This window comes from Streptomyces sp. Tek67B01 (assembly GCF_055231995.1).
The window spans coordinates 5,165,655-5,190,549 of sequence record NZ_JBUYUY010000001.1; the positions used below are offsets into that span (position 1 = coordinate 5,165,655).

The following is a 24,895-nucleotide window of genomic DNA, read 5'->3' on the forward strand; positions in this document are numbered from 1 at the left end:
ACCTGCTTCCCATCGTGACGTGCCCCACTGACAATCGCGCTGACCTGCGCGTTTGCCCGAAAGTCGGCCATTTCGAACCCCTCGGGAGGCGAACGGCAACTAAGCCTGGTAGTTTTTGAACTGACCGGTCAGTTCAAAAAGAAGGGGGACGGCGTGGACAGCCCACAAGGCGCGGCCGTCAGGGCCGAGGGCTTCGGACTCAAGGGCCCGCGCGGCTGGGTGTTCCGCGAAGTGGCGATCGACGCGGAGCCCGGCTCGCTCATCGCGATCGCCGGCCCCTCGGGCAGCGGCCGCACCTGCCTCTTGCTCGCCCTCACCGGTCGGATGAAGCCCTCCGAGGGGCATGCCGAGATCGGCCGCCACCGACTGCCGAAGAAGATGGCCGCGGTCCGCCGGATCTCCGCCCTCGCCCATGTACCCGGAGTCAACGACCTCGACCCCGCCCTCACCGTCGCCGAACAACTGCGGGAGGGCGTCCTGCTCCAACGCCGCTACGAGGGCCCCGTACGAGCCCTGCTGCGCCCGCGCGGCGAGCGCCGGCTCTCCGGCTCGGCCCGGATGGAGGAGGCGCTCGCCGCCGCGGGACTGGACCTGGACACCCTGCCCAAGGGCCCGCGCACCGCCGTGCGCGACCTCGAACGGCTGGAGTCGCTGCGACTCTCGGTGGCCATCGCCCTTTTGGCCGCCCCCCGGCTGCTGGCCCTCGACGACGTCGACCTCAAGCTCCCGGCCGCCGAACGCGCCGAGGCCTGGGCCCTGCTCCGCTCGCTCGCCGAGCACGGCACCACCGTGCTCGCGGCGTGCAGCGAGGCGCCCCCGGATGTGACGGTCCTGCGCCTGGGTGTCGCGGGCGAGGCACGGGAACAGCCCGAGCCGCCCGCCACCCGGGCCGCCCCACCCGGCGGGGACCCCAAGATCACCTGGGGCGCCGAGCCCACCGCGGACCCGGCCGAGACCGAGACCGCCGCCAAGGCCGAGGTCGAGACCGCCGCCAAGGCCGAGGTCGAGGGCGCCGCCAAGGCCAAGGCCAAGGCCAAGGCCAAGGCCAAGGCCAAGGCCGACGAGGCCGCTCCCGTAGAGGACGCGCCCGTCGCCGCCGACACCGGCCCCACCCGGCCCAAGGCCGCCGTCGACGCCGACGGCACCACCGACCACCACGCCGACGAAGACACCGCCGACGCCGCCACCGCCGACGCCGACACGAAGGGGACCGACGATGCGCTCACCCAAGCTCGCCGCGCTTGAGCTCAAGCGCTTCGGCCGGGGCAAGCTCCCCGCCGCCGCCCTCGTCGCGCTGCTCCTCCTGCCCCTGCTCTACGGCGCGCTGTACCTGTGCTCCTTCTGGGACCCGTACAGCCGCCTCGACAAGATCCCCGTCGCGCTCGTCAACGCCGACCGGGGCGCCACCGTCGACGGCAAGCGCATCGCCGCCGGCGACGAGATCACCAAGAAGTTGCACACCAGCAAGACCTTCGACTGGCGCGAGGTGAACGCCGGCGAGGCGGCCAAGGGGCTGGAGCACGGGAAGTACTACCTCTCGCTGACCATGCCCGCCGACTTCAGCACGAAGATCGCCTCCAGCTCCGGCGCGGACCCCACCACCGGCGCCCTCCAGGTGCGCACCAACGACGCGAACAACTACATCGTCGGATCGATCTCGAAGACGGTCTTCTCCGAGGTCCGCGCGGCGGCGTCCACCAACGCCTCCCGGGGTTTCCTCGACAAGATCTTCGTCAGCTTCTCCGACCTGCACGACAAGACCGCCGAGGCCGCCGACGGGGCCGACAAGCTCAAGGACGGCGCCGGCAAGGCCCAGCAGGGCGCCAAGGAGCTCGCCGAAGGCCTCGACACGGCCAAGGAGAAGTCCGGCGAACTCACCGGCGGCCTCAAGAAGCTGAACTCCGCGGCCGGTCAGCTGGAGACCGGTGCGAAAGAGGTCGCCGACGGCACCCAGACGGTCGCCGACCAGGTCAACGGCGCCGCCGCCAAGGCACGCCCCTTCGTCAAGGACCCCAAGTCCCTCGCCGACACCGCCCGCCTGGTCGCCGACACCGCCAAGGTGGTCAACAACCACCTCGGCACGTTCGCCGAGAAGGCCCCCGCCGCGGCGGTCGTCACCAAGCGGGTCGCCACCGACACCGCCACCTACTACACCGACCACTGCGTCACCCCGGGCGCCGAGCCGCACCTCGCCTCCTGCCCCACCCTGAAGAGGATCAAGGACGACGCGGCCGAGGGCGCCCTGCTGGCCGGCGACGTGAACGACGTCGTCAAGGACACGAAGGGCGACCTGACCACCCTGCGCGGTCAACTCGCCGACCTGGAGACGAAGGCCAACGCGCTCGTCGCGGCCGCCCCCGGCCTCTCCTCCGACCTCGAAACGGCCGTCACGAAGGTCAACGCCCTCAACGACGGCGCCCACCAGGTCGCCACGGGCATGGCCAAGCTGCACACCGGCCTCGGCACCGCCGCCGGCGGCTCCGGCGCCCTCGGCGAGGGCGTCGGCAAGCTCGGGGACGGCGCCCACACCCTCGACGGCGGCATGTACAAGCTGGTCGACGGCACCGGTGAGCTGGCCGGCGGCCTGCACGACGGCGCCGGGAAGATCCCCGACTACGACCAGCAGGCGCGCGACGCCCGCACCCAGGTCATGGCCGACCCGATCCGGCTCGCCAACCAGTCCCTGCACCGGGCTCCCAACTACGGCACCGGCTTCGCCCCCTACTTCATCCCGCTCTCCCTCTGGGTCGGCGCGATGGTCGCCTACATGCTGATCGCGCCCCTCAACAAGCGGGCCCTGGCCACCGGCGCCTCGCCGTGGCGGATCGCCTTCGCGGGCTGGCTGCCGGTGGCCGGAATCGGCGTCGCGCAGGTCGCCGCGCTGATGTCCGTGCTCCACTGGGGCCTCGGCCTGGAGATGTCCCGCCCGGCGCTGACCATCGCCTTCCTGGCGCTGGTGACCGCCTGCTTCGCCGCGATCGTCCAGTGGTTGAACGCCAAGTTCGGCGCGGCCGGACGCATCCTGGTCCTCGCCTTCCTGATGCTCCAGCTGACCTCCGCGGGCGGCACGTACCCCGTCCAGACCAGCCCCGGCTTCTTCAACGCGATCCACCCCTGGCTGCCGATGTCGTACGTCGTCGAGGGCCTGCGCCGGCTGATCACCGGCGGCGACCTCACGCCGGTGTGGACGGGCTGCGCCGTACTGACCGCCTTCACGGTCGGGGCGCTCGCCCTCACCGCGCTCGCCGCCCGCGGCAAGCAGGTGTGGACGATGGACCGGCTGCACCCCGAACTGAGCCTCTAGGGAGCCGGTGACCTGTGAGAATCAGCGCCATGGAAAGCAGCAGCACCGGTACGGGTACCGGCAGCGGCCGACGGCGGGCGACCCGACAGAAGCTCTACGAAGCGGCCGTCACCCTCATCGCCGAGCAGGGTTTCTCCGCGACGACGGTCGATGAGATCGCCGAGCGGGCGGGCGTTGCCAAGGGCACCGTCTACTACAACTTCGCCAGCAAGACGGACCTCTTCGAGGAGTTGCTGCGCCACGGGGTGGGGCTGCTGACCGCCTCGCTGCGGGAAGCGGCGGAGTCCACCGAGGCCCGGGGCGGCACCCGGGTCGAGGCGCTGGACGAGATGATCCGCGCCGGCCTGGTCTTCATCGACCGCTACCCGGCCTTCACCCAGCTGTACGTGGCCGAGCTGTGGCGCACCAACCGGGCGTGGCAGTCCACCCTGATGGTGGTCCGCCGGGAGGCGGTGGCCGTGGTGGAGACCGTGCTGCGCGAAGGCGTGGAGCGCGGGGAACTCAGCGCGGAGATCGACGTGCCGCTCACGGCGGCGGCCATGGTCGGCATGGTGCTGGTGGCCGCCCTGGACTGGCAGTCCTTCCAGAGCGAACGCTCGCTGGACGACGTGCACTCGGCGCTGTCCCTGCTGCTGCGGGGCCGTGTCAGCGGGAGCCGGTGACACCCGCGGGTGACCCCCGGTCGGCGGTGCCGCCGGACGGGGGTGGCGGCGTAGAACTGAGTATCCGTACCCAGACGCCCCCGGGCCTCGAAATGAGTACGCGTACGGATGGGCTCCCACCTGCGCGAACAGCAGACTGGGGGCGACGGACGGGGCCGCTCGGCCCGCACCGCGGACACGGGGCCGCGGAGCGGGACCGGGCCCTCGGCCGGCACCGGGAGGGGGAACCCGGTGGGTAGGCCGCCGCGGCGGGGCTCGGGGGGATCGAGCCCCGCCGCGGCGGCGCGTACCGGGTCGTCAGCCGCGCCCCCGCAGCGGGAGGCGGATCGCCGCCAGGCGGGCGGAGAGCGCCTGGACGAACGCCGACCACCGGGCCGAGACCGCCCAGCCCACCCGGGCGGCCGAACGCGGCAGCAGCAGGGCCCGCAGGCGCGCGCCCCGGGACACCGCCGCCAGCAACCCGGCCCGCGCCACCAGGACGTCGCCCGCCGTGTCCTCGTCCGACGGCCCGGTTCCCGGCGGGGCGTACAGCGCCCGCTCCACCGCGCCCGCGACCCGGTGCACCGCCTGGGCGGACGCGCCCTCCAGCCCTCCTCGCGCGACGATGCGTCCGGCCGCCCGCCGGGGCGACAGTGCCTCGTCCGGCGTGATGCCCACGTCCCAGGCGGCGTCTCCCAGTTCCCGCCAAGCGGGCAGCGCGTCCTTTCCGGCGAGCCGCCGCTCCCGCAGCCGCCTGCGCCACACCAGCGGAAGCAGGGGCAGCGACAGCAGCGCCAGCCCACCGGCCGTCCAGCCCAGCACGGCGAGGACCGACACACCGCCGGGACCCGCTCCGGCGTCCTGCCCGGGGACCGGAGCCCCGCACTCGCCGAGCTTCTTGAGGTCCGGCGGGCAGGCGTCGGACCGCGACGGCGCGGCCGTCGGCTGCGAGGCGTCCGGTGACGGCAGGGAGGTCGGCGCGGACGGCTGGGTCTGCGGGGTGTCGGCGTGGGTGTAGTCCGGCAGCGAGATCCCGGACCGGGGAGTCGGCTCGAACCGGGTCCAGCCGGCGCCCTCGAAGTACAGCTCGGGCCAGGCGTGCGCGTCGCGCATCGTCACGTTCACGCTGCCGTCCGACTGCTTGGTGCCCGGGGTGAAACCGACCGCGACCCGCGCCGGGATGCCCAGCGAGCGGGCCATCGCCGCCATCGAGAACGAGAAGTGGATGCAGAAGCCCTCCTTGTCGTTCAGGAAGCGGGCGATGGCCTGTGAGCCCGTACCCGAGGACACCGTCGTGTCGTAGCGGAACCCCCCGCTGACCGCGAAGAAGTCCTGGAGCATCACGGCCCGCGTGTAGTTGTCCTTGGCGCCGTGGGTGACCCGCCGGGCCGTGTCGCCGACGACCGCCGGAAGGTTGTCCGGCAGCTTGGTGTACTCGTTCATCACCGGCGGGTCGGTCGGCGGCGCGTGCCGCAGTTGCTCCGCCGTCGGCTGGAGCAGCAGGCTCCGGACCGTGTACTGCGCGCCCTGCACGTTCTGGTAGGTGTCCTTGCCGAGCTGGTCGCCGACCAGGGTCCGACCGACCGGTTCGAAGCGCCACTTGCCGCCGATGTCCACCTGGGTCGCCGGGTAGGGCATCGGCAGGTAGCGCTGGGCGTACGTCTCGGCCGCCGAGACGGTCGTCCGCACCTCGGAAGCGCTCCGCCGGATCTCCAGATCGCTGAGCCCCTGCGGGTTCGGCAGCCGCGGCGGCACATCCGTCAGGGGCCGCCCGGAGGCCTCCCACTTGACCCCGTCGAACTCGTCGAGCGCCAGGATGCGCAGGTACTGCTCGGACAACTGCGGGCTGTCCGTGCGGTAGCGCAGCACCACCCGGTTGTCCTGCGCGTTCAGGCTGCTCTGGAGGGAGACCAGCGGGTTCACCGCCGAGATCGTCCCGCCGCCCGCCCCGCCGGAGCCGCCGTCGCCGCCGGTCCCCAGCATCCCGCCGCCCATGGCGGGCAGCGCCACCGGCACGACCAGCGCCAGACCCAGCGCGACCGCGCCGATCCGCCGCCCCGTCCGTACCGGGGCCACGGCCTGACCACCGCCGCCGCTCCCGACGCCTCCGGTCCCCGCGGCGGCCCCGCCGAACACCCGGCCCCACTGGGCGAGCCGGTCACGGCTCTCCGAGAGCAGCAGCAACAGGTAGCCGCAGCCGGCCAGCAGGAAGGAGAGCCAGGCGCCCCCGCGGCCCGCCGACAGCCCGGCGGCCACCGAGTACAGCGCGAGCAGCGGAAGCCCGGCCGCGGCGGCGGACCGCACCGTCACGGCCAGCAGGTCCACCGACAGCCCGATCAGCAGCACCCCGGACAGCAGCAGCAGCCGGATGCCGTCGGTCGTCGGAGCCGGTATGGCGAACTCGCCGACGTCCCGCACGCCCTGCCCGAACAGCGAGCCGAAGTCCGTGACCAGGTAGCCCAGGACCCCGCCTGCGGGGTTCTCCGCCTTCCCCGCGAACAGGAACGCGAGGAGCAGCAGGGACACAAGGAACTGCGCGCCGACCGTCAGCGCACGGGCCAGCGGTACCCGCCGGGCGCCGGCGCCCACCAGGCTCTGTACGGCCAGCAGCGCCGCCGCCTGCACCAGCCAGCCGGGGGACTCCACCAACGGCGTCAGCGACCACGAGGTGAGCAGCGTCGCGAGCAGTGCGAAGAGCGTCAGCCGTGCTTGTCCGCTCATCCGCGGCCTCCCGTGGCGGTGGTGCCGAGGGTGGCGGTACCGGACTGGCGCCACAGTTCGCCGAAGGCGGCCCGGGGCGGCGCGGCCAACGCCGTCCAGCCCGCTTCGCGCAGTCGGCGCAGTGTTCCCTCCACCCGCGAGGGCCGCCCGGTCCAGACCGCGGAGTCCAAGACGTACGCCACCGCGCCCCCGCTGCGTTGGCGCATCCGGGCCGCCAGTTCGATCTGCGCGTCGTCCAGGTCGCCGAAGAAGGCGACGAGGAGCCCGTCGGCGCCGGCCCCGGCGAAGCCGCCCCCGCCCCCGCGCAGTGCCTCGTAGGCGCGGCCGAGGCCCGCGCCGTCGGAGTGGCCGACGACCGCGAGGGCGTCCATCATCAGCCCGGCCGCCTCGGCGGACTCCTGGGAGCCGGAGGAGAAGCCGCCGCCCGTCTCACCGGGGACCGAGTCGCCCGTGTCGGTCACCAGCCGCACGGAGAAGCCGTGCTCCAGCAGGTGCAGCAGGGTGGAGGCGGCCCCCGAGACGGCCCACTCGAAGGCGGAATCGGGTCCCGCGCCCTCGTACGCGCCCTGTCGGGTGTCCAGCAGGACGGTGGCCTTGCTGCGCTGCGGCTGCTCCTCGCGACGCACCATCAGTTCGCCGTAGCGGGCGGTGGATCGCCAGTGCACCCGGCGCAGGTCGTCGCCGCGCCGGTAGGTGCGCGGGATGACGTCGTCGTCGCCGGCCAGGGCCAGCGAGCGGCGGCTGCCGTCGCCGTAGCCGGAGGACTCCCCGCTCAGCCGCACCGGGGGCAGGGCCTCGGTGCGCGGGATGACGGTCAGGGTGTCGTACGCGCTGAAGGAGCGGGTCAGCTCGACCATCCCGAACGGGTCGGTCAGACGCAGTTGGAGCGGGCCCAGCGGGTAGCGCCCGCGCAGGTCGGAGCGGACCCGGTAGGACACCTCCCGGCGACCTCCCGGCTCGACCCGGTCCAGCACGAAACGGGGCCGCGGCCCCAGTACGTACGGCACCCGGTCCTGGAGCATCAGCACTCCGGTGGGCATCCGGGAGACGTTGTCCATGCTCAGTCGCACCCGGGCCTCGCCTCCGGCGGGTACCCGGGCCGGGGTCAGCCGGCGGCTGCCGGAGACCCGGTAGCGGGTGCGGTGCAGGGCGGCGACGCAGATCAGCGGCAGCAGGGCGAGCAGCAGCCCGACCCGGAGCAGTTCGCTCTGGCCCAGGACGTAGGCGCACACGGCGGCGGCGGCCCCGGCGGCGAGGAAGGACCGGCCGCGGGTGGTGAGCCCGGACAGCGAGTCCCGCAACCCGCCGGCGCCCTGGGCCGTCCCGCCGGCGCCGTGCGGGGCACCGGCGCTCATCAGAAGCCCCGGATGCCCGCGCCGGGCGGCATCTCGCCGCGGGCGTGCGCGGCGGGGACGGGGGTGCGCTGGAGGATGTCGATGACGACCTGTTCCGCGGTGCGCCGGTTCAGCTGGGCCTGCGCGGTGGGCAGCAGTCGGTGCGCGAGGACGGGTCCGGCCAGTTGCTGGACGTCGTCGGGCAGGACGTAATCGCGCCCCGACAGCGCGGCGGACGCCTTCACCGCGCGCAGCAGGTGCAAGGTGGCGCGGGGCGAGGCGCCCAGGCGCAGGTCCGGGTGGCCCCGGGTGGCGGAGACCAGGTCGACCACGTACCGGCGGACGGGCTCGGCCACGTACACCTCGCGGACGGCGTCGATCAGTTTGACGATGTCGTGGGCGTGGGCGACGGCCTGGAAGTCGTCGAGGGGGGAGGCCCCGCCGTGCACGTCGAGCATCTGGAGCTCGGCCTCGCGGCTCGGGTAGCCGACCGAGACGCGCGCCATGAAGCGGTCGCGCTGTGCCTCGGGCAGCGGGTAGGTCCCCTCCATCTCCACCGGGTTCTGGGTGGCGACGACCATGAAGGGGGTGGGCAGCGCGTAGGTGGTGCCGTCGGTGGTGACCTGCCGCTCCTCCATCGACTCCAGCAGCGCCGACTGGGTCTTCGGCGAAGCGCGGTTGATCTCGTCGCCGATGACGATCTGCGCGAAGATCGCGCCCGGCTTGAACTCGAACTCGTGGCGCTGCTGGTCGTAGATGCTGACGCCGGTGATGTCGGAGGGCAGCAGGTCCGGGGTGAACTGGATGCGCTGGACCGAGCAGTCGATGGACTTGGCGAGCGCCTTGGCGAGCATCGTCTTGCCCACGCCCGGGACGTCCTCGATCAACAGGTGCCCTTCGGCGAGCAGTACGGTCAGCGCGAGGCGGACGACCTCGGGCTTGCCCTCGATGACGCTCTCGACCGAATGGCGCACCCGCTCCGCCGTGCTGGTCAGATCCGCGAGGCTCGCTCGATCGTCGTACGTGGTCACCTGGTTCTCCTCGGCCCTTTCCCAGGGCCGACGCCCCTTGGCGCATGACCGGCCCACCCCGAAACCCCCCGAACGCGCAGGGGTGCGGACGCCGGGCCCGACGGCTCCCGGGTGGCGTCACCCCGCATTCTTGACGGCGTTGTGGCGTCGTGTCACTCAGGAGACGGGATCGATCTCCCGCAGGAGCCCGGTGTGTACGTCGAAGACGAAGCCTCGCACATCGTCCTTGAAAGGCAGGAAGGGGTTCGTGCGGACCCGCTGCATCGACTGCCGGACGTCCTGGTCCACGTCCCGGAAGGCCTCCACGGCCCAGGCGGGACGCTGGCCCACCTCGTCCTCCAGCTCGTGCCGGAAGTCCTCGGTCAGGCTTTCGAGGCCGCAGCCGGTGTGGTGGATCAGTATCACCGTGCGGGTGCCGAGCGCCCGCTGGCTGATGGTGAGCGAGCGGATGGTGTCGTCGGTGACCACGCCGCCGGCGTTGCGGATGGTGTGGCAGTCGCCGAGTTCCAGGCCGAGGGCCTTGTGCAGGTCGAGGCGGGCGTCCATACAAGCCACGACGGCGACCTGCAGTACGGGACGCGCGTCCATGCCGGGGTCGGTGAAGTCTGCGGCGTAGCGCCGGTTCGCCTCGACCAGCCGGTCGGTGACGGAGCGGCCGCCGGATGCCTGGCGTGCCGGGTCTGCGGGCAGCGATGCGGAAGTCGTCATGGGTACGACGTTAATGGTCACAGCCGGTCGAGGCACTGGGTGAGGCCGGACAAAGAACGTCAACGGGAGTTGTTGTGAGCTAATCCACAGGGGTGGGGCGGGGTAGCCCGTTGGGGTGATTGGCGGCTTTTGCGGGTTGGCCGACAGCGGGGCGCACGGCGCGCGGGGCGGTTCGTTGACCGTGGCGACCGTTGCACTAAAGTGACGCGAACCGGCCGGAGCCCGGCCCTCACCGGCCGCCCGGCCCCCTGGTAACACTCCGCGTGCGCGGCGCGGCGTATGCCTGCCGCGCCGTTATCTGAGAGGGCGCTTTGACTAGCGAGTCCCGACATGTCCCGGTAATGCTCCAGCGGTGCCTGGACCTGTTGGCCCCGGCGCTGGAGAGGCCCGGCGCCGTCGTCGTCGACTGCACCCTCGGCCTCGGCGGCCACAGCGAGGCCCTGCTGACCCGGTTCCCCGAGGCCCGTCTGATCGGCCTGGACCGCGACAAGGAGGCCCTGCGGCTCTCCGGCGAGCGGCTCGCGCCCTTCGGCGAGCGGGCCACCCTCGTGCACGCCGTCTACGCCGACCTCGCCGAGGTGCTGGACAGCCTGGACATCCCCACCGTCCAGGGCATCCTCTTCGACCTGGGCGTCTCCTCCATGCAGCTCGACGAGGCCGACCGCGGTTTCGCGTACGCGCAGGACGCGCCGCTGGACATGCGGATGGACCAGACCACCGGCATCAGCGCCGCGGAGGTCCTCAACACGTACGCACCCGGTGAGCTGGTCCGCATCCTGCGCCAGTACGGCGAGGAGAAGCAGGCCAAGCGCATCGTGTCGGCGGTCGTGCGCGAGCGCGAGCGGGAACCGTTCTCGAACAGCGCCCGGCTGGTCGAGGTGATCCGCGAGGCGCTGCCGCAGGCGGCGAAACGAACGGGCGGCAACCCGGCGAAGCGGACCTTCCAGGCCCTGCGGATCGAGGTCAACGCCGAGCTGGCCGGGCTGGAGCGGGCCATCCCCGCGGCCGTGGACCGGATCGCGGTCGGCGGCCGGATCGCGGTGCTGTCCTACCACTCGCTGGAGGACCGCCTCGTGAAGCAGGTGTTCGCGGCGGGCGCCGCCTCCACCGCTCCGCCGGGCCTGCCGGTGGTGCCCGAGCGCTACCAGCCGAAGCTGAAGCTGCTCACCCGCGGTGCGGAGCTCCCGACGGAGGAGGAGATCGCCGAGAACCGGCGGGCCGCCCCGGCGCGCTTCCGCGGGGTCGAGCGCATCCGGGAGGCGCGACTGTGACGAAACGCGGGCTGCTGCGGGGCGGGGGCGGGGCGGGGACCGGTCAGGGCCCGTCCGGCCAGGGCACCTCCGGGCAGGCGGCGCGGATGCCGTTCGTCCTGCTGGTCGTGGCCCTGCTCGGCGGCGGGCTGATCAGCCTGCTGCTGTTGAACTCGGCGCTGAACCAGGGCTCCTTCCAGCTGAGCAAGCTCAAGAAGGAGACCACCGTCCTGCGGGACGAGCAGCAGGAGCTGCAGCGGGACGTGGACGGGTACTCGGCGCCGGACGCGCTCCAGCGGCGGGCGCACGAGCTGGGCCTGGTGCCGGGGGGGAGCCCGGTCTTCATCGGCCCGGACGGGAAGGTCGCGGGAACCCCGGCGGCGGCGGAAGCACCGCCCCCGCCCGCGCCCCCGCCGTCCGCCCCGCCGGTGTCCCAGAGTCCGGCCGCACCGTCCGCCCCGCCGGCCGCGGCCGCCTCACCCACCCCGAGCCCGGCGGGCTCGCCCTCCTCCGGAAGGTGACGTCGTGAACGCAATCCAGCCCCGCCGGCCATCGAGGCACGGGGTCGGACGCGGAGCCCCGGCAACGGCGCCGCGGACGACCACGGCGGGTCGGCGGCACGGGGCGGGCGCGTGAGCCCGCAGGTGCCGCGGCGCAGGGTCCCCGGCCCCGCGCGGGCGCGGGCCACCGGCCGCCCCGCCCCCGCGCGCACCCAGCACACCATCCGCCTCGGGAGCCCCAAACCTCGCCTGCGCCTGGTCAGCGTCGCCCTCACCCTGGTGATGGCCGCCTTCGTCGTACGGCTCCTCCAGGTCCAGGCCGTCGACGCCTCCGCGTACTCCGCCAAGGCATCCGAGAACCGCTTCGCCAGCTACACCCTGGCCGCCGAGCGCGGGGAGATCACCGACCGCAAGGGCGTGGCCCTGGCCACCAGCGTCGACGCGTACGACATCACCGCCGACCCGAAGATGTTCACCCCGCAGGAGAGCAAGGCGCCCGACGCCCCCGAGCAGGCCGCCGCCCTCCTCGCGCCGATCCTCGGCAAGGACGCCAAGGAGATCGCGGGCCGCCTGTCGACCAAGAACACCCGCTACGTCGTCCTCGCGCGCCGCCAGACCCCTCAGGTCTGGAACCAGATCAAGGGCCTCCAGAAGGTCTTCGCCGACAAGGCGGCCGCCGACCGGAAGAACAACGGGCCCGGCGCCAACGTCCTGGCCGGTGTGTTCAAGGAGGACAGCAGCAAGCGCGTGTACCCGAACGGCGACCTGGCCGCCGGGATACTGGGTTACGTCAACGCCGACGGCAAGGGCGGCGGTGGCCTGGAGTCCGCCCTCGACAAGAAGCTGGCCGGCAAGGACGGCGAGCTGACCTACGCCCAGTCCGGCGGTCGTCGCGTCCCCACGGCCGGCTCCAGCGAGAAGCCCGCCGTACCCGGCGAAGACATCGAACTGACCATCGACCGCGACATCCAGTGGGCCGCGCAGAGCGCGATCAGCGAGCAGGTCGAGAAGTCCGGCGCCGACCGCGGCTACGTGATCGTCCAGGACACCCGCACCGGCGAGGTGCTGGCGATGGCCAACGCCCCCGGCTTCGACCCCAACGACCTCGGCAAGGCCGGCTCGGCCGCCATGGGCAACGCGGCCCTCCAGGACGTCTACGAGCCCGGCTCCACCGCCAAGGTGATGTCGATGGCCGCCGTACTGGAGGAGAAGAAGGCCACCCCGGAGACCCACGTCGAGGTCCCCAACCGGCTGCACCGGGGCGACCGGCTCTTCAAGGACGACATCGACCACCCCACCTGGTACCTGACCCTCAACGGGGTCCTCGCCAAGTCCTCGAACATCGGCACGATCCTCGCCACCGGCCAGCTGGGCAACACCCAGACCGAGGCCAACAAGGTCCTCTACTCCTACCTGAACAAGTTCGGCATCGGGCAGCCCACCGGCCTGAACTACCCGGGAGAGTCCCGGGGCATCCTCGCCAAACCCGAGGACTGGTCCACCTCCCAGCAGTTCACGATCCCCTTCGGCCAAGGCCTCTCCCTCAACGCCATGCAGGCGGCCTCGGTCTACTCGACGATCGCCAACGGAGGGGTCCGGATCGAGCCGACCCTGGTCCGCGGCACCAAGGGCCCCGACGGCCGCTTCACCCCGGCCAAGGCGCCCGCGCAGACCCGCGTCGTCAGCCACGACACCGCCAAGGCCCTCGCGCAGATGCTCGAATCCGTGGTCGACGACCAGGACGGCACCGGCACCAAGGCGCGAATCCCCGGCTACCGGGTCGGCGGCAAGACCGGCACCTCCAACCGGGTGGATCCGGCCACCGGCCGCTACAAGGGCTACACCGCCTCGTTCGCCGGTTTCGCGCCCGCCGACAACCCCCGGATCACCGTCTACTGCGCCATCCAGAACCCCACGAAGGGCAGCTACTTCGGCGGCCAGATCTGCGGGCCGATCTACAAGAAGGTCATGGAGTTCGCGCTCAAGACCCTCCAGATCGCCCCCACCGGAACCGCCCCCGCCGGGCTGCCCGTCACCTACGACGTCGCACCCCCGCCGGCCCCGCAGCCCGCACCCCGGACCAGCCCACAGCCCGGCCAGTGAACCGACCGCCCAGCCACAGACGCGTGAGGCACCATCAGTGACAACGATCACCCCGAAATCCGGGAACCAGTCGAGCTCCGACGCCGCGGTCGGGCCCTCACTTCGCGAGCGGCCCGCCACGCCCGGTACGCTCACCGCCGTGTCCCACGCTGATCAGCCCAGAACGCCACAGAAAGACGCCCCGGCAGCGCCGCCGGGAGCGCCCCGGCCCGAGTCCGCCCGCCCGACCCCGCTGGGCGAGCTGGCGGAGCTGCTGGGCGTGCGAGCGGCAGGCGCCGACCCGGAGTCGGAAACGACGCGGATCACCGGCATCACGCACGACTCCCGCGCCGTGCGCCCCGGCGACCTGTACGCGGCGCTGCCCGGCGCCAAGCTGCACGGGGCGGACTTCGCCGCCCAGGCGGCCGCCCTCGGCGCCGCCGCCGTGCTGACCGACCCGGCGGGCGCCGAACGCGCCGCCGCGACGGGACTGCCGGTGCTCGCCGTCGCCGACCCGCGCGCCCGGATGGGCGAGCTCGCCGCCGAGATCTACGGCCGCCCGGGTGAGGGCCTGCTCCAGCTCGGCATCACCGGCACCTCGGGCAAGACCACCACGGCCTACCTCATCGACGGCGGCCTGCGCGGCACCGGACGCGCGACGGGCCTGGTGGGCACCGTCGAGATGCGCGTCGGGGACGAGCGCATCAAGTCCGAGCGCACCACGCCCGAGGCCACCGACCTCCAGGCCCTCTTCGCCGTCATGCGCGAACGCGGCGTCGACGCCGTGACCATGGAGGTCTCCAGCCACGCCCTGGTGCTCGGCCGGGTCGACGGCTGCGTCTTCGACGTCGCCGTCTTCAACAACCTGAGCCCCGAACACATGGAGTTCCACTCCGACATGGAGGACTACTTCCAGGCCAAGGCGCAGCTGTTCACCGAGCGCCGCGCCCGCCTCGGAGTGGTCAACGTCGACGACGAGTACGGCCGCCGCCTGGCCAAGGAGGCGGCGATCCCGGTCGTCACCTTCTCCGCGGCGGGCGACCCCGGAGCCGACTGGCGCGCCGAGGACGTGGTGCTGGGCGCCGCCGACTCCACGCTGACCCTGCTGGGCCCGGACGGACAGCGCGTACGGGCCACCGCGCCGCTGCCCGGCCCGTTCAACGTCGCCAACACGGTCGCCGCGATCGTCACGCTCGCCGCCGCCGGCATCGACCCGCAGACCGCCGCCGACGGCGTCGCCGCGGTCCCGGGGGTGCCCGGCCGGCTGGAGCGGGTCGAGGCGGGCCAGCCGTACCTGGCCGTCGTCGACTACGCGCACAAGACGGACGCCGTCGAATCGGTCCTGCGGGCCCTGCGCGAGGTCACCGAGGGCAAGCTGCACATCGTGCTCGGCTGCGGCGGCGACCGCGACACCACCAAGCGCGCCCCGATGGGCGCCGCGGCCGCCCGCTTCGCCGACACCGCCATCCTGACCTCCGACAACCCGCGCTCCGAGGACCCGCTCGCGATCCTCGCCGCGATGTTCGAAGGCGCCGTCTCCGTGCCGCCCGCCGAGCGGGGCTCCGTCCTGGTCGACGCCGACCGGGCCGCGGCCATCGCCGCCGCCGTGGCGCGGGCCCGGCCCGGTGACACCGTCCTCGTGGCCGGCAAGGGCCACGAGCAGGGCCAGGACACCGCGGGCGTCGTCCGCCCCTTCGACGACCGCGCGGTGCTGCGCGCCGCGATCGAACGCCAACAGCAGGCCCCCCAGGCCGAGGTGACCCCGTGATCCCCCTCTCCCTCGCCGAGATCGCCGACATCACCGGCGGGCAGCTCCACGACATACCGGATGCGTCCGTCCTGGTCACCGGCCCCGTCGTGTTCGACTCCCGCCAGGTGGAGGACGGCAGCCTGTTCGCCGCCTTCGTCGGCGAGCACGTCGACGGCCACGACTACGCCGCCACGGCCATCGCGGCGGGCGCCCGCGCCGTCCTCGCCACCCGGCCCGTCGAAGTGCCCGCCATCGTCGTCCCCGACGTCGTGGCGGCCCTCGGGGCGCTGGCCGGCGCGGTCGTCGCCCGGATCGGCACCGACGTGGTGGCCCTGACCGGTTCGGCCGGCAAGACCTCCACCAAGGACCTCATCGCCCAGGTGCTCCAGCACCACGCGCCGACGGTGTGGACGCCGGGCAACCTCAACAACGAGATCGGCCTGCCGATCACCACCCTGCGCGCCACCGAGGAGACCCGGCACCTGGTGCTGGAGATGGGCGCCCGCGGCATCGGCCACATCCGCTACCTCACGGGGCTCACCCCGCCCCGCATCGGACTCGTGCTGAACGTGGGCACCGCCCACATCGGCGAGTTCGGCGGTCGCGAGGCCATCGCCCAGGCCAAGGGCGAGCTGGTCGAGGCGCTGCCGTCGGAGGCGGAGGGCGGCGTCGCCGTCCTGAACGCGGACGACCCGCTGGTCCGTGCCATGTCCTCCCGTACGAAGGCCCGTACGGTCCTGTTCGGCGAGTCCGAGGAAGCCGACGTACGGGCCACGGATGTCCGTATGACGCCCCAGGGACGGCCGGCCTTCACACTCCACACACCCACCGGGTGCAGTGACGTGACCTTGCGCCTGTACGGTGAGCACCACGTGTCGAACGCGCTCGGCGCGGCCGCGGTCGCCCATGTACTGGGCATGTCCGCCGAGGAGATCGCCACCGCGCTCTCCGGGGCGGGCACGTTGTCGCGGTGGCGGATGGAGGTCACCGAGCGCGCGGACGGCGTCACGATCGTCAACGACGCCTACAACGCGAACCCCGAGTCCATGCGGGCCGCTCTGCGAGCGCTCGTCGCGATGGGCTCCGCCGCACAGGCGAACGGGGGCCGCACGTGGGCGGTGCTCGGCCCCATGGCCGAGCTCGGTGACGACGCGCTGGCCGAACACGACGCGGTGGGACGGCTTGCCGTCCGGCTCAACGTGAGCAAGCTCGTCGCAGTCGGGGGCAGGGAAGCGTCCTGGTTGCAACTGGGCGCATATAACGAGGGTTCGTGGGGTGAGGAGTCGGTGCTCGTGTCCGACGCGCAGGCGGCGGTCGACCTGTTGCGCAGTGAACTGCGCCCGGGGGACGTCGTGCTGGTGAAGGCTTCCAGGTCGGCCGGTCTGGAGCGGGTCGCACAGGCTCTGCTCGAAGGCGAGGCCTCCGACCGATGAGGCAGATCCTGTTCGCCGGTGTCATCGGCATGTTCCTCACCGTCATCGGCACCCCGCTGCTGATCAAGCTGTTGGCCCGCAAGGGCTACGGCCAGTTCATCCGCGACGACGGCCCGCGCGGCCACGCCGGGAAGAAGGGCACGCCCACCATGGGCGGCATTTCCTTCATCCTGGCCACGCTCATCGCGTACGCCCTCACGAAGGTGATCACCGGCGAGGAGCCGAGCTTCTCGGGTCTGCTGGTCCTGTTCCTGATGGCGGGCATGGGCCTGGTCGGCTACCTGGACGACTACATCAAGATCGTCAAAAGGCGTTCGCTCGGTCTGCGGGCCAAGGCCAAGATGGCCGGCCAGCTGATCGTCGGCATCGCCTTCGCGGTGCTCGCGCTCCAGTTCAAGGACTCGCGCGGGCTGACCCCGGCCTCCACCAAGCTGTCGTTCGTCACGGACTTCGGCTGGTCGATCGGCCCGGTGCTGTTCGTGGTCTGGGCGCTGTTCATGATCCTGGCCATGTCCAACGGCGTGAACCTGACGGACGGCCTGGACGGCCTGGCCACGGGCGCCGCGGTGATGGTCTTCGGCGCGTACACCTTCATCGGTGTCTGGCAGCACCAGGAGTCCTGCGTGAACGCGCAGGACCTGACCAACCCGGCGGCCTGTTTCGAGGTCCGCGACCCGCTGGACCTCGCGGTCGTCGCCTCCGCCCTGATGGGCGCCTGCTTCGGCTTCCTGTGGTGGAACACCTCGCCCGCCAAGATCTTCATGGGTGACACCGGCTCGCTCGCGCTCGGCGGCGCCCTGGCCGGCCTCGCGATCTGCTCCCGCACGGAGTTCCTGATCGCCCTGCTCGGCGGCCTCTTCGTCCTCATCACCATGTCGGTCGTCATCCAGGTCGGCTCCTTCAAGATGACCGGGAAGCGCGTCTTCCGGATGGCCCCGCTGCAACACCACTTCGAACTCAAGGGGTGGTCCGAAGTCCTTGTGGTGGTCCGCTTCTGGATCATCCAGGGCATGTGCGTGATCGTGGGCCTCGGACTCTTCTACGCGGGATGGGCAGCGGACAAGTGACGTCCTGGCAGGACAAGAACATCACCGTCGCCGGTCTCGGCGTGAGCGGCGTCAGCGCCGCCCGCGCCCTGGCCGGCCTCGGCGCCGTCGTGACCGTGGTCGACGGCGGCGACAGCGAGGGACACCGGGCCCGCGCGGCGGAGCTGGAGGCGGCGGGCATCGCCGTGCGCCTGGCGGACGCCGAGACGCTCCCCGAGGGCACCGACCTGGTCGTGACCTCGCCCGGCTGGAAGCCCGACAGCCCGCTCTTCGAGGCTGCCGCCGAAGCGGGCGTCGAGGTCGTCGGGGACGTGGAGATCGCCTGGCTGCTGCGGGGCCCCGACGCGGCCCCCTGGCTGGCGATCACCGGCACCAACGGCAAGACCACCACCACGCAGATGCTCGCCTCGATCCTGCGGGCCGCCGGGCTCAAGACGGCGGCCGTCGGCAACATCGGCACCCCCATCATCGACGTGGTGACCGGCGAGGAGCGGTACGACGTGCTCGCCGTCGAACTCTCCAGCTACCAGCTGCACTGGGCGCCCTCGGTGCGCGCCCACTCCGCGGCCGTGCTCAACCTCGCCCCCGACCACCTCGACTGGCACGGCTCCATGGAGGCCTACGCCGCCGACAAGGGCCGGATCTACGAGGGCAACACCGTCGCCTGCGTCTACAACGTCGCCGACCCGGCCACCGAGGAACTGGTCGAGAAGGCCGACGTCGAAGAAGGCTGTCGCGCCATCGGATTCACCCTCGGCGCCCCCGGCCCCTCCATGCTCGGTGTCGTCGACGGCATCCTCGTGGACCGCGCCTTCGTCGAGAACCGGCAGAAGAACGCCCAGGAGCTCGCCGAGGTCGGGGACGTCAACCCGCCGGCCCCGCACAACATCGCCAACGCGCTGGCCGCGGCCGCCCTCGCCCGCGCCTTCGGCGTCCCGCCCCGCGCCGTCCGCGACGGGCTGCGCGACTTCCGGCCGGACGCCCACCGGGTCGCGCACGTGGCCGAGGTGGAGGGGGTCACGTACGTCGACGACTCCAAGGCCACCAACACGCACGCGGCGGAGGCCTCCCTCGCCGCCTTCGAGCCCGTCGTCTGGATCGCCGGCGGTCTCGCCAAGGGCGCGACCTTCGACGAACTCGTGCGGAAGTCGGCGAAGCGGCTGCGCGCCGTCGTGCTGATGGGCGCCGACCGGGCCCTGATCGCGCAGGCGCTGGCGCGACACGCCCCGCAGGTCCCGGTCGTGGACCTCGACCGGACCGACACTGGGGCGATGCTCGCAGCGGTCCGGGAAGCGGCCCGGCTCGCCGAGCGCGGCGACACGGTCCTGCTGGCACCTGCCTGTGCCTCGATGGACATGTTCGCGAACTACAACAAGCGTGGGGACGCGTTCGCCGACGCGGTACGCGAACTGGCCGCCGAGAGCGCCTAGGTCGACCCAGGGCAGGTGTCCCTCCCCGACCGGCTGCTCGCCTCGTACGAGTGGAGGGGAAGATCACAGATGCCGGCCAGACAAGTCCTGCCGGGGCGGCGGCCGTCCGCCACCAAGGCCGCGAAGGCGGTCAGAGCCGTCACGTCCGTGAAGGCGGTCAGGGCGCAGGGCCGAAAACGCCCTGCGGCCCGCCCCGGCGGCCCCGCGGGGCGCGGGCCGCTCGCCGGGTTCCGGCGTACGCAGTGGCAGTTGCGCAAGGCCTGGGACCGTCCGCTCACCGCGTATTATCTGATTTTCGGCAGTTCGCTGCTCATCACCGTCCTGGGACTGGTGATGGTCTACTCCGCCTCCATGATCAAGGCGCTCCAGCTGGGCCTGGGCGACGCCTACTTCTTCAAGAAGCAGTTCCTCGCCGCCGTGATCGGCGCCGGCCTGCTGGCGGTCGCCTCCCGGATGCCGGTCAAGCTCCACCGGGCGCTCTCCTACCCGGTGCTCGCCGGAACGCTCTTCCTGATGGTCCTGGTCCAGGTCCCCGGCATAGGGGTCTCGATCAACGGCAACCAGAATTGGATTTCCCTTGGTGGCCCGTTCATGCTCCAGCCCAGTGAGTTCGGCAAGCTGGCGCTGATCCTGTGGGGCGCCGACCTGCTGGCGCGCAAGGGCGAGAAGGGGCTGCTGAGCCAGTGGAAGCACCTGCTGGTGCCGCTCGTGCCGGTGGCCTTCCTGTTGCTCGGACTCATCATGCTCGGCGGGGACATGGGTACGGCCGTGATCCTCGGGGCGATCCTGTTCGGGTTGCTCTGGCTCGCCGGGGCGCCCACGCGGATGTTCGCGGGCGTGCTGACCTTCGCTGGTGTGATCGTCGTACTGCTGATCAAGACCAGCCCCCACCGGATGGACCGGCTGGCGTGCATCGGCGCGACAGAACCGGGCAAGAACGACCTATGCTGGCAGGCCGTGCACGGGATCTACGCTCTCGCGTCCGGTGGATGGTTCGGTTCCGGTCTGGGTGCGAGTGTGGAAAAATGGGGGCAACTACCCGAAGCGCACACGGACTTCATCTTTGCCATTACCGGTGAGGAACTGGGTCTGGCGGGGACGCTGTCGGTACTCGCCCTGTTCGCGGCCCTAGGCTATGCGGGTATCCGCGTGGCCGGACGCACGGAGGACTCCTTCGTACGGTATGCCGCGGGAGGCGTGACCACGTGGATCACGGCCCAGGCCGTGATCAACATCGGTGCGGTGCTCGGTCTGTTGCCGATCGCCGGGGTTCCGCTCCCGCTGTTCTCCTACGGAGGGTCCGCCCTGCTGCCGACCATGTTCGCGGTCGGACTGCTCATCGCCTTCGCGCGGGAGGAGCCGGCGGCGCGCGCGGCGCTCGCGATGCGGCAGCCGAAGAACGGCCGGCTGCGGACCGGGCTGAGATGGAAGTCGATGAGACGGCGCGTCACAAGGCGTCCGTCCGGAGAGCGGTGAATTTCGGTGCATGTCGTACTCGCCGGTGGGGGGACCGCCGGCCACATCGAGCCGGCGCTCGCCCTCGCGGACGCCCTGCGCAGGCAGGACCCTTCCGTGGGCATCACCGCCCTCGGCACGGAACGCGGACTCGAAACCCGCCTCGTGCCCGAGCGCGGTTACGAGCTGGGGTTGATCCCCGCCGTCCCGTTGCCCCGCAAACCCACCCCCGAGCTGATCACCGTCCCCGGACGGCTGCGCGGCACGATCAAGGCGGCCGAGGAGATCCTGGAGCGCACCAAGGCCGACTGCGTCGTCGGCTTCGGCGGCTACGTGGCCCTGCCCGGCTACCTCGCGGCCAAGCGCCTCGGGGTGCCGATCATCGTCCACGAGGCCAACGCCCGGCCCGGACTGGCCAACAAGATCGGCTCCCGCTACGCGTACGCCGTCGCGGTGTCGACCCCGGACAGCAAGCTGCGCGGCGCCCGCTACGTGGGCATCCCGCTGCGCCGCTCGATCTCGACGCTGGACCGGGCCGCCGTCCGCCCCGAGGCGCGCGCCGCCTTCGGGCTGGACCCCAACCTGCCGACCCTGCTGGTCTCCGGCGGCTCCCAGGGCGCCCGTCGCCTCAACGAGACGATCCAGGCGGTCGCCCCGACCCTCCAGCGCTCCGGGATCCAGATCCTGCACGCGGTCGGTCCGAAGAACGAACTGCCGCGTGTCGACAACATGCCCGGGATGCCGCCGTATGTCCCGGTACCGTACGTGGACCGGATGGACCTCGCGTACGCCGCCGCCGACATGATGCTGTGCCGGGCGGGCGCGATGACCGTCGCCGAACTGTCCGCCGTCGGGTTGCCCGCCGCCTACGTACCGCTGCCGATCGGCAACGGTGAGCAGCGGCTCAACGCCCAGCCGGTGGTCAAGGCCGGCGGCGGCCTGCTCGTCGACGACGCGGAGCTGACCCCCGAGTGGGTGCTCGGCCAGGTCCTCCCGGTGCTGTCCGATCCGCACCGTCTCTACGAGATGTCCCGCGCCGCCGCCGAGTTCGGGCGCCGGGACGCCGACGATCTGCTCGTCGGCCTGGTCTACGAGGCGATCGCCGCACGCAGGACCCGCTGAGGCGGGAAGCACTGACCCGGGAGGCACAGGAGTGGCCGGAGCGACGACCGCACAGCGAGGCAACCCCGGCCCAGGCCGGCCCCGCCCCGAGGGCGGGGGCTCCGGCTCTCCCAAGCCGCCCGGCGGCCCGAAGTCGCCGAAACCGAACGGCCTACGAGGGCCCGGCATCAGGTCGCGCCGGGTCCTCGTCCTGGCCTCGCTGGTCGCCGCGGTGCTCCTCGCGGGCGGCGGCGCCTGGGTGCTCTACGGATCGTCGTGGCTGCGCGTCGAGAAGGTCACGGCCGCGGGCACCGAGGTGCTCACCGAGCAGCAGGTGCTCGCGGCGGCGGCCGTTCCCGTCGGCGCGCCCCTGGTGAGCGTCGACAGCGACGAGATCGAGAGCCGGTTGCTCCATCGGCTGCCCCGTATCGATTCGGTCGATGTGGTGCGGGCCTGGCCGCACGGAATCGGTCTGAAAGTGAAGGAACGCAAACCAGTCCTGCTCATCAAGAAGGACGCGAAGTTCGTCGAAGTGGACGCTTCGGGTGTGCGATTCGACACGGTGGCGAAAGCACCCACCGGCGTCCCGGTCCTCGAATTGGCCGCGGAGCGCTCGCCGAGCGGTCGTCGCTTCGACGCCGACCGGCTGCTGCACGAGGCGGTGGGCATCGCGGGAAGCCTCCCCGAGGCCGTCGCCAAGGAAGCCGTGCAGGTCAAGGTGGAGTCCTACGATTCGGTCGTGCTCCAGCTGACGCGGGGCCGGACGGTGGTGTGGGGGAGCGGCGAACTCGGCGAGGCGAAGGGGCGGGCGTTGACCGCCCTGTTGAAAGCCGCCCCGGGCGCCGGGCACTTCGACGTGAGCGTCCCCACCGCGCCTGCCGTGTCCGGGAGTTGACGTCCGGTCGAACGGCGACGCACCCTGGTTGGCCAGCGATACGGGTGATCACATAGGGTGAAAAGAAAAACGGGAGGTTCGGCGTGTTCGTTGAACACTCGCTACTTGTCGACTTAGTGTCCTGTTCGGAAGAGTCCAAGGAACAGACACACCCCTAACCCTAAACTTCAGGGTTAGGGTTCGGGTCGGCGCGTACGGACCGCCCCATTTCGGCATCAGTCGTCGCAACGCAGGCCCGCGAGGCGGCGACACGTAACTCGAGGCGAGAGGCCTTCGACGTGGCAGCACCGCAGAACTACCTCGCAGTCATCAAGGTCATCGGTGTCGGCGGCGGTGGTGTCAATGCCATCAACCGAATGATCGAGGTCGGTCTCAAGGGCGTCGAGTTCATCGCCATCAACACGGACGCCCAAGCGCTGTTGATGAGCGACGCCGACGTCAAGCTCGACGTCGGCCGCGAACTCACCCGGGGCCTCGGCGCCGGCGCCAACCCGGCCGTCGGCCGCAAGGCGGCAGAGGACCACCGCGAGGAGATCGAGGAGGTCCTCAAGGGGGCCGACATGGTCTTCGTCACCGCCGGTGAGGGCGGCGGCACCGGCACGGGCGGCGCACCCGTCGTCGCCAACATCGCGCGTTCGCTGGGCGCCCTGACGATCGGTGTGGTCACACGGCCGTTCACCTTCGAGGGCCGGCGCCGCGCGAACCAGGCGGAGGACGGCATCGCCGAACTCCGCGAAGAGGTCGACACCCTCATCGTCATCCCCAACGACCGCCTGCTGTCCATCTCGGACCGCCAGGTCAGCGTCCTCGACGCGTTCAAGTCGGCCGACCAGGTCCTGCTCTCGGGCGTGCAGGGCATCACCGACCTGATCACCACCCCCGGTCTGATCAACCTCGACTTCGCGGACGTCAAGTCCGTGATGTCCGAGGCGGGCTCGGCGCTGATGGGCATCGGCTCGGCCCGCGGCGACGACCGCGCGGTGGCGGCGGCGGAGATGGCGATCTCCTCGCCGCTCCTGGAGGCCTCCATCGACGGCGCCCGCGGCGTCCTGCTCTCCATCTCCGGCGGCTCGGACCTCGGTCTCTTCGAGATCAACGAGGCCGCGCAGCTGGTCAGCGAGGCGGCGCACCCCGAGGCGAACATCATCTTCGGTGCCGTCATCGACGACGCGCTCGGCGACGAGGTACGGGTCACCGTCATCGCCGCCGGGTTCGACGGCGGACAGCCCCCGGCCCGCCGGGACAACGTCATCGGCGCCGCGTCCACCAAGCGCGAGGAGCCGGCCCCGGCGCCGGTCCGCGCCGCCCCCGAGCCGGTCCGTCCGGCCTTCGGCGGACTCGGCACGGTCACCCCTCGTGAGGACCCGCCGGCCCCGGTCGAGGTCCCGGTCGAGACCGCGGCCCCGGCGCCCCAGGTCCCGACGGCCCGTCCCTACGCGGACAGCCCGGCCGAGGAACTGGACGTACCGGACTTCTTGAAGTGACGCTGGCACACCACAGCGAGAACGGCGCGCACTTCGCCTTCACCGACAGGTGGGGCGGGGTGAGCGCCGTTCCGTACGAGGAGCTCAATCTCGGCGGCGCGGTCGGAGACGACCCGGCCGCCGTTCGTGCGAACCGGACGCGCGCCGCCGAATCCCTGGGCATCGCGCCCGAGTCGGTGGTCTGGATGAACCAGGTGCACGGCCGGGACGTGGCGGTGGTCGACGGACCGTGGGGCGCCGATCGCGAGATCCCCTCGGTGGACGCGGTGGTGACCGGCCGTCGGGGGCTCGCCCTCGCCGTGCTCACCGCCGACTGCGTGCCCGTCCTGCTCGCCGACCCGGTCGCCCGGATCGCGGGCGCCGCCCACGCCGGGCGGCCCGGGTTGGTCGCGGGCGTGGTGCCCGCCGTCATCGAGGCCATGACCGCTCTGGGCGCCGACCCCGCCCGCGTGATCGCCCGCACCGGACCGGCCGTCTGCGGACGCTGCTACGAAGTGCCCGCCGAGATGCGGGCGGCGGTCGCGGAGGTGGTCCCGGCCGCCTGGGCCGAGACCGGTTGGGGAACGCCCTCCGTCGACGTGGTCGCCGGGGTGCACGCGCAACTGGCCGAGGCGGGGGTGGCCGACAGCCGGCGATCACCGGTCTGCACACTGGAGTCGCGGGACCACTTCTCGTACCGCCGCGACCGGGTGACCGGCCGGCTGGCCGGATATGTCTGGTTGGACTGAAA

At 72.2% G+C, this 24,895-nt stretch carries 19 protein-coding genes; 15 read left to right on the forward strand and 4 right to left on the reverse strand.

The annotated features are described in order from the left end of the window. Positions 1 to 153 precede the first annotated feature (153 nt). The 3 genes from ACV7NM_RS23215 to ACV7NM_RS23225 are packed head-to-tail and all read left to right on the forward strand — an operon-like array spanning position 154 to position 3,966. Positions 154 to 1,245 (forward strand): ATP-binding cassette domain-containing protein, encoded by a 1,092-nt coding sequence (locus tag ACV7NM_RS23215; protein ID WP_463412077.1) that lies wholly within the window; start codon positions 154 to 156, stop codon positions 1,243 to 1,245. Continuing rightward, entirely contained in the window at positions 1,217 to 3,304 is a 2,088-nt protein-coding gene (locus tag ACV7NM_RS23220) for a YhgE/Pip family protein (RefSeq protein ID WP_463412078.1), read from the forward strand. Before ACV7NM_RS23215 ends, ACV7NM_RS23220 begins: the two co-directional genes overlap by 29 nt. Before the next feature lie 29 nt (positions 3,305 to 3,333). Further along, positions 3,334 to 3,966 (forward strand): TetR/AcrR family transcriptional regulator, encoded by a 633-nt coding sequence (locus ACV7NM_RS23225; protein ID WP_190182138.1) that lies wholly within the window; start codon positions 3,334 to 3,336, stop codon positions 3,964 to 3,966. Positions 3,967 to 4,263: 297 nt separating this feature from the next. Here the strand turns inward: ACV7NM_RS23225 and ACV7NM_RS23230 are convergent, their stop codons facing one another. The 4 genes from ACV7NM_RS23230 to ACV7NM_RS23245 form a co-directional block, all read right to left on the reverse strand. Then, on the reverse strand, positions 4,264 to 6,666 hold the full coding sequence (locus tag ACV7NM_RS23230) for a transglutaminase TgpA family protein (protein WP_463412079.1): 2,403 nt from the start codon (positions 6,664 to 6,666) through the stop codon (positions 4,264 to 4,266). Next, the gene (locus tag ACV7NM_RS23235) at positions 6,663 to 8,021 is read right to left on the reverse strand and encodes a DUF58 domain-containing protein (RefSeq protein WP_463412080.1); all 1,359 of its coding nucleotides are present in this window, start codon (positions 8,019 to 8,021) and stop codon (positions 6,663 to 6,665) included. The genes ACV7NM_RS23230 and ACV7NM_RS23235 overlap by 4 nt, the downstream gene beginning before the upstream one ends. Beyond that, complete coding sequence (locus ACV7NM_RS23240; RefSeq protein ID WP_463412081.1) at positions 8,021 to 9,031, reverse strand: AAA family ATPase; 1,011 nt, start codon at positions 9,029 to 9,031, stop codon at positions 8,021 to 8,023. Before ACV7NM_RS23240 ends, ACV7NM_RS23235 begins: the two co-directional genes overlap by 1 nt. Positions 9,032 to 9,187: 156 nt before the next feature. Next, positions 9,188 to 9,739 (reverse strand): beta-class carbonic anhydrase, encoded by a 552-nt coding sequence (locus tag ACV7NM_RS23245; protein ID WP_463412082.1) that lies wholly within the window; start codon positions 9,737 to 9,739, stop codon positions 9,188 to 9,190. A 341-nt stretch (positions 9,740 to 10,080) separates the two neighbouring features. On the opposite strand from ACV7NM_RS23245, the gene rsmH reads away from it, so the two are divergent. From rsmH to pgeF, 12 genes are all read left to right on the forward strand, one after another. Further along, a complete protein-coding gene (gene rsmH / locus ACV7NM_RS23250) occupies positions 10,081 to 11,010 on the forward strand; it encodes a 16S rRNA (cytosine(1402)-N(4))-methyltransferase RsmH (RefSeq protein WP_463412083.1) in 930 nt (309 codons plus the stop codon). Between the two features lie 86 nt (positions 11,011 to 11,096). Beyond that, the gene (ftsL, locus tag ACV7NM_RS23255; RefSeq protein WP_463414039.1) at positions 11,097 to 11,510 is read left to right on the forward strand and encodes a cell division protein FtsL; all 414 of its coding nucleotides are present in this window, start codon (positions 11,097 to 11,099) and stop codon (positions 11,508 to 11,510) included. Between the two features lie 111 nt (positions 11,511 to 11,621). Next, positions 11,622 to 13,592, forward strand: coding sequence for a peptidoglycan D,D-transpeptidase FtsI family protein (locus tag ACV7NM_RS23260; protein WP_463412084.1), 1,971 nt, complete (start codon positions 11,622 to 11,624; stop codon positions 13,590 to 13,592). A 37-nt stretch (positions 13,593 to 13,629) separates the two neighbouring features. Further along, the gene (locus ACV7NM_RS23265; RefSeq protein WP_463412085.1) at positions 13,630 to 15,339 is read left to right on the forward strand and encodes a UDP-N-acetylmuramoyl-L-alanyl-D-glutamate--2,6-diaminopimelate ligase; all 1,710 of its coding nucleotides are present in this window, start codon (positions 13,630 to 13,632) and stop codon (positions 15,337 to 15,339) included. Beyond that, positions 15,336 to 16,754: a UDP-N-acetylmuramoyl-tripeptide--D-alanyl-D-alanine ligase gene (locus ACV7NM_RS23270; RefSeq protein ID WP_463412086.1), complete on the forward strand. Its 1,419-nt coding sequence runs from the start codon at positions 15,336 to 15,338 to the stop codon at positions 16,752 to 16,754. Before ACV7NM_RS23265 ends, ACV7NM_RS23270 begins: the two co-directional genes overlap by 4 nt. After that, positions 16,751 to 17,821 (forward strand): phospho-N-acetylmuramoyl-pentapeptide-transferase, encoded by a 1,071-nt coding sequence (gene mraY, locus ACV7NM_RS23275; RefSeq protein ID WP_463412087.1) that lies wholly within the window; start codon positions 16,751 to 16,753, stop codon positions 17,819 to 17,821. The genes ACV7NM_RS23270 and mraY overlap by 4 nt, the downstream gene beginning before the upstream one ends. Beyond that, positions 17,803 to 19,230, forward strand: a complete 1,428-nt coding sequence (gene murD / locus ACV7NM_RS23280) for a UDP-N-acetylmuramoyl-L-alanine--D-glutamate ligase (protein ID WP_463412088.1) — start codon at positions 17,803 to 17,805, stop codon at positions 19,228 to 19,230. The genes mraY and murD overlap by 19 nt, the downstream gene beginning before the upstream one ends. Before the next feature lie 69 nt (positions 19,231 to 19,299). Next, positions 19,300 to 20,706: a putative lipid II flippase FtsW gene (gene ftsW, locus ACV7NM_RS23285; protein WP_463412089.1), complete on the forward strand. Its 1,407-nt coding sequence runs from the start codon at positions 19,300 to 19,302 to the stop codon at positions 20,704 to 20,706. 6 nt (positions 20,707 to 20,712) lie between these two features. Next, entirely contained in the window at positions 20,713 to 21,807 is a 1,095-nt protein-coding gene (murG, locus tag ACV7NM_RS23290) for an undecaprenyldiphospho-muramoylpentapeptide beta-N-acetylglucosaminyltransferase (protein WP_463412090.1), read from the forward strand. 31 nt (positions 21,808 to 21,838) lie between these two features. Continuing rightward, positions 21,839 to 22,681 carry a cell division protein FtsQ/DivIB gene (locus ACV7NM_RS23295; RefSeq protein WP_463412091.1) on the forward strand — a complete coding sequence of 281 codons (843 nt, stop codon included), beginning with the start codon at positions 21,839 to 21,841 and terminating at the stop codon, positions 22,679 to 22,681. A gap of 278 nt (positions 22,682 to 22,959) precedes the next feature. Beyond that, complete coding sequence (gene ftsZ / locus ACV7NM_RS23300) at positions 22,960 to 24,165, forward strand: cell division protein FtsZ (RefSeq protein ID WP_463412092.1); 1,206 nt, start codon at positions 22,960 to 22,962, stop codon at positions 24,163 to 24,165. After that, entirely contained in the window at positions 24,162 to 24,893 is a 732-nt protein-coding gene (gene pgeF / locus ACV7NM_RS23305) for a peptidoglycan editing factor PgeF (protein ID WP_463412093.1), read from the forward strand. The genes ftsZ and pgeF overlap by 4 nt, the downstream gene beginning before the upstream one ends. Positions 24,894 to 24,895: the final 2 nt, after the last annotated feature.

What these genes read in the sequence shown, in the direction of transcription:
- ACV7NM_RS23220 (WP_463412078.1), top strand. Translation starts at nt 1,217, where the DNA reads ATGCGCTCACCCAAGCTCGCCGCGCTTGAGCTCAAGCGCTTCGGCCGG.
- ACV7NM_RS23225 (WP_190182138.1), top strand. Translation starts at nt 3,334, where the DNA reads ATGGAAAGCAGCAGCACCGGTACGGGTACCGGCAGCGGCCGACGGCGG.
- ACV7NM_RS23230 (WP_463412079.1), bottom strand. Translation starts at nt 6,666, where the DNA reads ATGAGCGGACAAGCACGGCTGACGCTCTTCGCACTGCTCGCGACGCTG.
- ACV7NM_RS23235 (WP_463412080.1), bottom strand. Translation starts at nt 8,021, where the DNA reads ATGAGCGCCGGTGCCCCGCACGGCGCCGGCGGGACGGCCCAGGGCGCC.
- ACV7NM_RS23245 (WP_463412082.1), bottom strand. Translation starts at nt 9,739, where the DNA reads ATGACGACTTCCGCATCGCTGCCCGCAGACCCGGCACGCCAGGCATCC.
- rsmH (WP_463412083.1), top strand. Translation starts at nt 10,081, where the DNA reads ATGCTCCAGCGGTGCCTGGACCTGTTGGCCCCGGCGCTGGAGAGGCCC.
- ftsL (WP_463414039.1), top strand. Translation starts at nt 11,097, where the DNA reads ATGCCGTTCGTCCTGCTGGTCGTGGCCCTGCTCGGCGGCGGGCTGATC.
- mraY (WP_463412087.1), top strand. Translation starts at nt 16,751, where the DNA reads ATGAGGCAGATCCTGTTCGCCGGTGTCATCGGCATGTTCCTCACCGTC.
- murD (WP_463412088.1), top strand. Translation starts at nt 17,803, where the DNA reads ATGGGCAGCGGACAAGTGACGTCCTGGCAGGACAAGAACATCACCGTC.
- ftsW (WP_463412089.1), top strand. Translation starts at nt 19,300, where the DNA reads ATGCCGGCCAGACAAGTCCTGCCGGGGCGGCGGCCGTCCGCCACCAAG.